The organism is Paenibacillus sp. N119s (assembly GCF_059447605.1).
Window position 1 is genome coordinate 1 of record NZ_JCAJRU010000248.1, and the last position, 7,066, is coordinate 7,066.

Consider the following 7,066-nt stretch of genomic DNA (forward strand, 5'->3'; position numbering starts at 1 on the left):
TCTCATATTGCAATCCTGCCTATTCATACGTGAACCAATAGCTAACGGCCTTCCCGATGGAGAGGTCTGTAACCCGCTGCTCCCAAACACCGGCATTGTTGGTCATCCGGTAATTAAGCTACTGTCCACCTGATAAAGTATAGTGTACGTCAACATAGGCGGAGGCTGTTTTAGGGGTAAATTGAAGCAGTGCTTCGCGATCGCTGATAAAACGAGCCTTGACAGTAAAGCTGTAAGTAGTAGCTGCATTTAGTCCTGTAATTGCAGCGAAAGTAGCGTTTATTTTTGCCGCCTGAGCCCCGTCCTTATACACAATATACTCCGTAACGCCTACATTGTCTGTAGATGCCTCCCATTCCAGGGTAATCGTCGAAGCCGTTTTGGTCGCAGCTCGCACATTTGCCGGAGTGGATGGTGCCTCTGTATCCGGCTGCGGATTGTCGCCGCTTCCATTTCCAGTATTAAAGCTGTTCGGCTGCACGGTAATGCTGTGCCCATCTGAGAAGGTTACTGTTTGGACCTGGTCTGAAAAGTTGTAGGCCACATAGGTTTTTACTCCGTTCTTATGAAATACACCATAAATAGGTGAATTGGCGGTGATGCTGCGGTCAATGTTGCCTACAGCATCCAAATTATAAATCCAGTGGTAGGCATTGGGCCAGTTACATTCGCTGTCTTGTAAATTTCGTTTTGCGGTGTAGCTGCTCCGGTAGGTAATGTAGTTGAATATGAGCCTGCACCTTGTGTGACTTCGCCCGAAAAGGCTTTAGTAGAAACCGGTGCTGCTAGAAAAATCAGACTGGCACTTAACAAGCATACTATCATTTTTCTACAACCTACATCCTCCTTTGAATTCTTTTCTTCCTTTTACTGCAAAGCTTTTCCCTTTCCTTTCCTTTCCTTTCCTTTCCTTTTCTTTCCTTCCCGCTTAAATTCAACTTCATTGTGCTTGATCTCCATTTCCAGGTCAATCCTTATATTTCTAAATTTCAACTAAACAAGGCGAAAGTCTCTAAAAGTGCATAATAAACCAGGTCGAAAAACCCAATTATTATGTAATGATGCTATTTTGATTTCATCCCACAAGACGTTCACCGTATGAGTTATTCATCCCGTTAACCATTCACCCTAATAATCATTTAGTCTATAAAAAAAGACCCTCCAGGCCTTTTAGCCCTTCAGATTCTCTGTTTTGAATTTATAAGGTTTTGAGTCTTTGAGCTTTTGAGTACTTATTTCTCATGCCCTTCCCCATGCTCCACACCATTTCGAAAAATGAGTGACTTTGCGGTGGGTAGCAGCGGAGCAGAGGGGTTGAATCTGGAGAAGCGGAAGCGATCGGAAGATCACCCCCTTCGCGGAGCTTCCTTCTCCACCCGAAACAACTCACTCATTTTCCTCGCCCAAAATACCCCTCTATTTTCCAGTCCACGCCAACTTGCGTTACGCTCAAATCCTGCAAGGCCACCGCATCGCTCATTGCAGATACGCCCTCTCCCCCGAGAAAGCCTGGAGCTGTGCGCCCTCCAACCAGCTTCGGTGCCATATACAGCACCAGCTTGTCTGCCAGTCCTTGCTGCACGAATGAAGCGTTCACCTCGGCCCCGCCTTCCACGAATACCGATGACACCTCTGCCGCTCCCAGAATATCCAGCATTTGCGGAAGGTTGACTCGCTCACTGTTTTCATCCTGTGTCGGATATACCTTCACACCAAGCTGTTCCAGCTGGCTTCGCTTACCTTCATCGTAAGCCCTGCCTGTGAATATCCAGGTCGGCGCCTCTCCATCTGTAATAACACGAGCATCCAATGGAATACGCAGCTTGCTATCCAAAATGATACGAATCGGATTCCGTCCCTCTGGTAAACGAGTCGTTAGCTGAGGATTATCATGAATCACGGTCTGTACACCGACCAGGATGCCTACATGCTCGTGCCGAAGACGATGCACATCCTCCCGTGCAGCTTCAGATGTAATCCACTTGCTTTCCGAGGTCCGGGTGGCAATTTTACCGTCCAGCGTCACTGCCGATTTGATCGTAATAAAAGGACGCTTGTTCACAATATATTGATTGAACACTTCATTCATGCGGATCGATTCCTGCTCGCATACTCCGACAATGACTTCAATGCCCGCGTCTTTCAAAATCTGTACCCCTCTGCCGGAAACCAGCGGGTTCGGGTCCAGGGCTGCAATCACCACCCGGCGAATGCCAGCCTTCACAATCGCTTCCGCGCATGGGCCTGTCCGGCCGTGATGGGAACACGGCTCCAGCGTTACGTAAATCGTCGCCCCCTGAGCGTGTCCACCCGCCATACGCAAGGCATGAATCTCGGCATGTGGCTCACCGGGCTTCAAATGAGCCCCGATCCCAACGATACGGCCATTGTTGACAATGACTGATCCGACGAGCGGGTTCGGTTCTGTTTGCCCTTTGGCACTTCTGGCATTTTCCAGTGCCAGGCGCATATATTTTTCGTGAGTGTTCATAGAACCTCCCTGAGATCGGAATCCCGCAAATGGCCGGATCGTTCTACTTTTGTATTCAAATACCGTTCATTATATTGCGACACATCACCCCAGAGCGGCATACGACCCACTACATTCATCCCCGATTTCTTTAAGGCATCCAGCTTTTTAGGGTTGTTGGTGATCAGCGTTACCGGTTTTTGTCTCAAGTGCTGGAGCACACTTATGGCATCCACATAATTGCGCGTATCATCTTCAAAACCCAACTGATGGTTGGCTTCAACGGTATCCATGCCTTCTTCCTGCAAAATATAAGCCATGGCTTTGCTAAACAAACCGATCCCGCGACCTTCATGATTAGCCAGATAGAACAATGCACCTGTTCCATGTTCTACAATCATTTTCATCGACTGGTGGAGCTGAAATCCGCAATCACAGCGCTTGCTACCAAAAATATCTCCAGTATGGCAAATACTATGCATGCGAACTAAAGCATTTTCCGAACGTTGGAGATCACCGTACACCAAAACGCTCGATTGTTGTCCCTCCGCCAAATTCAGTGTAGACAGTCGCTTCACAATCGTCTCAGCATTGGCATTCAGTAAGTCCTGACGATCTTCCTCGTCCCGTACAGGCAGCCAGCAATACCATTGAAAAACAACGGTCTCTTCTTCCAAATTAACTGGCAGCTTGATCGGTCCTACCAATATCGTCGAAGATTGCTCTCCACGAACGGTTTGAATTTTATCGTTAAGTAGCGTAGCTACATCTTTTATATTCATCTCTCTGCACCATCCTTTATATAAACTCTATATATGAAACGCCCTCTTATTTTCTCAGGCTAATCGTTGTTGTCAGGTTTTTATATCATGTTACTATGTGTAAAAAATGTTCATGAAACGTGGATTCCATGATCAGCTGACGCTCCTGAAGCTCAGTGACAGCCTGCCGTCGTCCGTCTTCGAAAGCCTTCAGATCTTCTGCGGTATACGCCTGCTGGCGCAGACGAAGAAGCTCACTGGCCAGCACATCGGCATCCTTCAAAGCAGCATTCAAGCCAAAAGCTCCTGTAGGTGTCATGGTATGCGCCGCATCTCCAATTAGGACCAGTCCGTTCTGTACCCAAGTGTCACTGCGGCTGCTGAAAATATCCAACGGTACGAAGTCCTTCCATGAACGAATCTGATCCAGTACACTATGCTCCAAATCCGGAAAAGCGTCCGTAAACAGCTGTATAAAAGGTGCAAAAGATTGCTTAAACAGGGTTGAAAAGCTGCCTTCCTCCACATTCCAGCCAATTTGAATATAGCCTTCGGCCTGTGAAAATAAAGCCAGTTGCCCTCCGTTGACCAGCGCTAGACGAGTAACGGGCTCCCACCCGGCAGGTGCCGTGATTTTGGCCCATAGCAGATCATAGCCGTGACGAATGTTCGTCACAGGCATCTGTGCCAGCTTGCGCACAGTCGAATAGCGGCCGTCTGCCCCCACAATCAACGAACTGTGAATCGTAACCTCATGGCCGTCCTTGTCGCGAGCGGTCAAGCCCGTATACCCCTGCGTGCTGTTACCCTCTAACGCAGTCACAGTTGTACCTGCCAGGTAACGGAAGGACTCGTAGGTGGACGCCTGCTTGAGCAGAGCTTCCAAAAATCGAGGTTGTGGAATGTGCACTCCCACATTACCATGGTTTGAAGCTGGCTCGGCCGTTTTGACCAGCTGCTGATGCTGCCAATACTCGATTCTTGTAGAGGCGAGAATATGATCCTCTTGAATTTGTTCGAGCAGCTTATGCTTCTGGATCACGCCCTGACCCTCATCATTTAAAATTTCACCACGGAAAGCCTTTCCGGGCACGCTCTGCCGCTCAACCAATATCGTGGAAACACCCTGCTCCGCCAGTAGACAGGATAACAAAGTCCCTGCGGGTCCTCCTCCAACTACACACACTTCACATTCCAGTATCATCCGACTTCCCCCTGCATCCAAACCATAACCACGCGATTCGTTCGTACTGTTCATTTTATCTTATCATTAATCATATCAAAATAAGTTCAATTTTTAAGTATTAATATATAGAGCTCCGTCTCAAATCCAACAAGTTACTTTATGTAACAAAGTATATTTATATCATTCAATTTCGTCAAGTAATAAATTTATGTAAAGTAAAATCATTTACTTTTAACAGTGAATCGTTAATAATAGGAGCATGAGGTGATCACATGAACATTCCGCAGATGTGTCCACGGTTTGAAAAAGCTATGGAAATACTGAGCAAGCGTTGGACGGTGTTGATCGTATTTCAACTCACGAATGGACCGCAACGTTTCGTCGCGATTGAGAATTCAATTCCTAATTTAAGTGGAAAGGTCCTTTCGGACCGTTTGAAAGAGCTGGAGGAAGAAGGAATCATACAACGTACGGTTTATCCTGAGAAGCCCGTGCGGATTGAATACTCACTTACGGATAAAGGACGCGATTTAGCTCCTTTATTTGACCATATCGGTACCTGGGCTACACGCTGGATTGAGGTTCTACCCGCACTTGAACAGCAATGATTCATATTGAAGCAAAGAACGCCTTGCGCTATGAGTACATTGTACTCATAGCGCAAGGCGTTCTATTTTTCATATGACAAAGCAATAATGGTCGACCTTAGATCGTATCCAAAATTTCAGGCGTTTCTCTCACTGCTGCGTTGCATTTCATCACGAATGGATTGCACCCGCTTTTTTCCCCAGTCATACATCATCTCCACAATCGGTAAAATCGTCATTCCGAGCTCCGTCATTGAATACTCCACCTTTGGGGGCACTTCCGGATAGACTTCCCGGTGTACAATACCATCTTCCATCAACTCCCGTAGCTGGTTGGTCAGCACTTTATGCGACAGCTTCGGAAACAGTCTTTGCAGGTCACTGAACCGATGCGGCCCTTCCACACCCAAATGCCATAAAATAACGACCTTCCATTTCCCACTTAGTACAGATAACGTTAGTTCCTTTTCGCAGTTGTAGTCTCCGTTTATAATTTTCTCCCGTATTTCTTCTCTCAGTGTATCAGACATATGTCAATTAACTCCTTCTAAATCATCATGATCTTGCAGACTATTAGTAACCTGCAGGTAACCTCCGTACTTGAAAGTGCATTCTTCACAGCCTAGCAAAGCCACCCTACAATAGTAGATAACGTTACACATTCAAGGAGGAATAGAATATGAGTAAAAAAGCTCTTTTTATTATACCCCCAGAGCGCTTTAATGAGGATGAATTATTTAAACCCAAAGAAGCGCTGGAACAAGCGGGCGTTACCGTGACACTAGCCAGTACAAAAACAGGTGAAATTATGGGTGACTATAATGGTAAAGCGACGGCTGATCTTGTTTTTACAGACGCTGTGCTGGCTGATTATGATGTGGTATCTGTGATTGGTGGATCAGGAACGAATGATCATCTGTGGAATAACGCGGATCTCCAGGCTCTGCTGAAACAAGCTCATAAGCAAAAGACTTTAGTGAGCGGCATCTGTGCAGGCTCTGTGGCCGTGGTTCAAACCGGATTGCTCTTTGGAAGAACAGCTACATGCTATCCAGTGGATGTACAAAAGGATCAACTCCAAGCGCATCAAGCCGAATATCTCGCTCAGCATGTCGTTGCGCATAGCGATATTATTACAGCCGATGGCCCAGACGGAGCTCAGGAGTTTGGGAAAGCCCTCGTTCAAGCTCTGCAATAAGCACATTCTCGAAGTTCAGATAGCACTTTAAACAGCACTCCAACAAGCCGCATCACGTCCTTTCTATTGTATGGGACCTGATGTGGCTTCTTTGTGTCATTTTCATGTTGAAGTGATTAATTTAATTGTATGGTCCTGGATTTTCGTGTTAGCTTTAAAGAATAGACGTTTAGTATAGGAGGCTTATATGCCGTGTTTATGAAAGGCAAAATCCATTTACATCAGGTAACGTCCGAATCGTTGCGACTGGGCGCCTTATTATCATTAGTAGGGGGCTTTTTGGACACATATACCTTTGTTGGAAGAGGCGGTGTTTTCGCCAACGCACAGACAGGCAATATCGTGCTGCTGGCTGTTAAAGTCATTCAGGGGCATTGGATTCAGGCGTTATCCTATATCCCGCCCCTGATCGCCTTTTCACTGGGGGTTTTTGTTGCTGAAGGGATTAAACGCAAATCAACCCACCGTTTAACTCCGGACTGGACCCGCGCAATTCTTTTACTGGAAATTGCGATTTTTTTCATCGTGGGGTTGATTCCGCAAGGAGTTCCCAATACGGTAGTGGTGGTGATCGTCTCGTTCGTCGCTTCCGTGCAAATGACTTCCTTCCGCAAGCTCATTGATGTGCCGTACACCTCCACGGTCAGCACCGGTAACCTCCGATCAGCTATCGAGGCTGTGTATGTCGCCGTAACGACCAAGGACACTAACGCTGCCATTCGAGCAATGCGTTATGGTGTCATCCTGGCCGCCTTCTTGGTAGGAGCCTTGCTGGGGGGATTCCTGACTTTGACGATTGGGGATAAAGCCGTTTGGGGCGCTGTTGTTGCACTTATTTTTTCTTTTATTTTATTTACAGAAGAG

Annotated in this window: 10 protein-coding genes; 3 read left to right on the forward strand and 7 right to left on the reverse strand. The window is 46.8% G+C overall.

Annotation, left to right across the window (positions count from 1 at the left end; translation table 11 throughout):
- Positions 1 to 19: 19 nt before the first annotated feature.
- The 6 genes from AC5V8P_RS21560 to AC5V8P_RS21585 form a co-directional block, all read right to left on the reverse strand.
- Positions 20 to 106, reverse strand: coding sequence for a hypothetical protein (locus AC5V8P_RS21560; RefSeq protein WP_495473847.1), 87 nt, complete (start codon positions 104 to 106; stop codon positions 20 to 22).
- Positions 107 to 118: 12 nt separating this feature from the next.
- The gene (locus AC5V8P_RS21565; protein WP_231116890.1) at positions 119 to 631 is read right to left on the reverse strand and encodes a fibronectin type III domain-containing protein; all 513 of its coding nucleotides are present in this window, start codon (positions 629 to 631) and stop codon (positions 119 to 121) included.
- Positions 619 to 825: a hypothetical protein gene (locus AC5V8P_RS21570; RefSeq protein ID WP_064797276.1), complete on the reverse strand. Its 207-nt coding sequence runs from the start codon at positions 823 to 825 to the stop codon at positions 619 to 621. Before AC5V8P_RS21570 ends, AC5V8P_RS21565 begins: the two co-directional genes overlap by 13 nt.
- A gap of 565 nt (positions 826 to 1,390) precedes the next feature.
- On the reverse strand, positions 1,391 to 2,491 hold the full coding sequence (ribD, locus tag AC5V8P_RS21575; protein ID WP_063212904.1) for a bifunctional diaminohydroxyphosphoribosylaminopyrimidine deaminase/5-amino-6-(5-phosphoribosylamino)uracil reductase RibD: 1,101 nt from the start codon (positions 2,489 to 2,491) through the stop codon (positions 1,391 to 1,393).
- Positions 2,488 to 3,252, reverse strand: coding sequence for a GTP cyclohydrolase II (locus AC5V8P_RS21580; protein WP_064797277.1), 765 nt, complete (start codon positions 3,250 to 3,252; stop codon positions 2,488 to 2,490). Before AC5V8P_RS21580 ends, ribD begins: the two co-directional genes overlap by 4 nt.
- Before the next feature lie 85 nt (positions 3,253 to 3,337).
- Positions 3,338 to 4,435 carry an FAD-dependent monooxygenase gene (locus AC5V8P_RS21585; RefSeq protein ID WP_064797278.1) on the reverse strand — a complete coding sequence of 366 codons (1,098 nt, stop codon included), beginning with the start codon at positions 4,433 to 4,435 and terminating at the stop codon, positions 3,338 to 3,340.
- 254 nt (positions 4,436 to 4,689) lie between these two features.
- Between AC5V8P_RS21585 and AC5V8P_RS21590 the strand changes: the two genes are divergently transcribed.
- Positions 4,690 to 5,025 (forward strand): winged helix-turn-helix transcriptional regulator, encoded by a 336-nt coding sequence (locus AC5V8P_RS21590; protein ID WP_063212901.1) that lies wholly within the window; start codon positions 4,690 to 4,692, stop codon positions 5,023 to 5,025.
- Positions 5,026 to 5,141: 116 nt separating this feature from the next.
- Here the strand turns inward: AC5V8P_RS21590 and AC5V8P_RS21595 are convergent, their stop codons facing one another.
- The gene (locus AC5V8P_RS21595; RefSeq protein WP_064797279.1) at positions 5,142 to 5,534 is read right to left on the reverse strand and encodes a winged helix-turn-helix transcriptional regulator; all 393 of its coding nucleotides are present in this window, start codon (positions 5,532 to 5,534) and stop codon (positions 5,142 to 5,144) included.
- Positions 5,535 to 5,683: 149 nt separating this feature from the next.
- Between AC5V8P_RS21595 and AC5V8P_RS21600 the strand changes: the two genes are divergently transcribed.
- Positions 5,684 to 6,202: a DJ-1/PfpI family protein gene (locus tag AC5V8P_RS21600; RefSeq protein ID WP_064797280.1), complete on the forward strand. Its 519-nt coding sequence runs from the start codon at positions 5,684 to 5,686 to the stop codon at positions 6,200 to 6,202.
- A 192-nt stretch (positions 6,203 to 6,394) separates the two neighbouring features.
- The coding region (locus AC5V8P_RS21605; RefSeq protein ID WP_495473846.1) for a YoaK family protein at positions 6,395 to 7,066 on the forward strand (672 nt) is incomplete at its 3' end.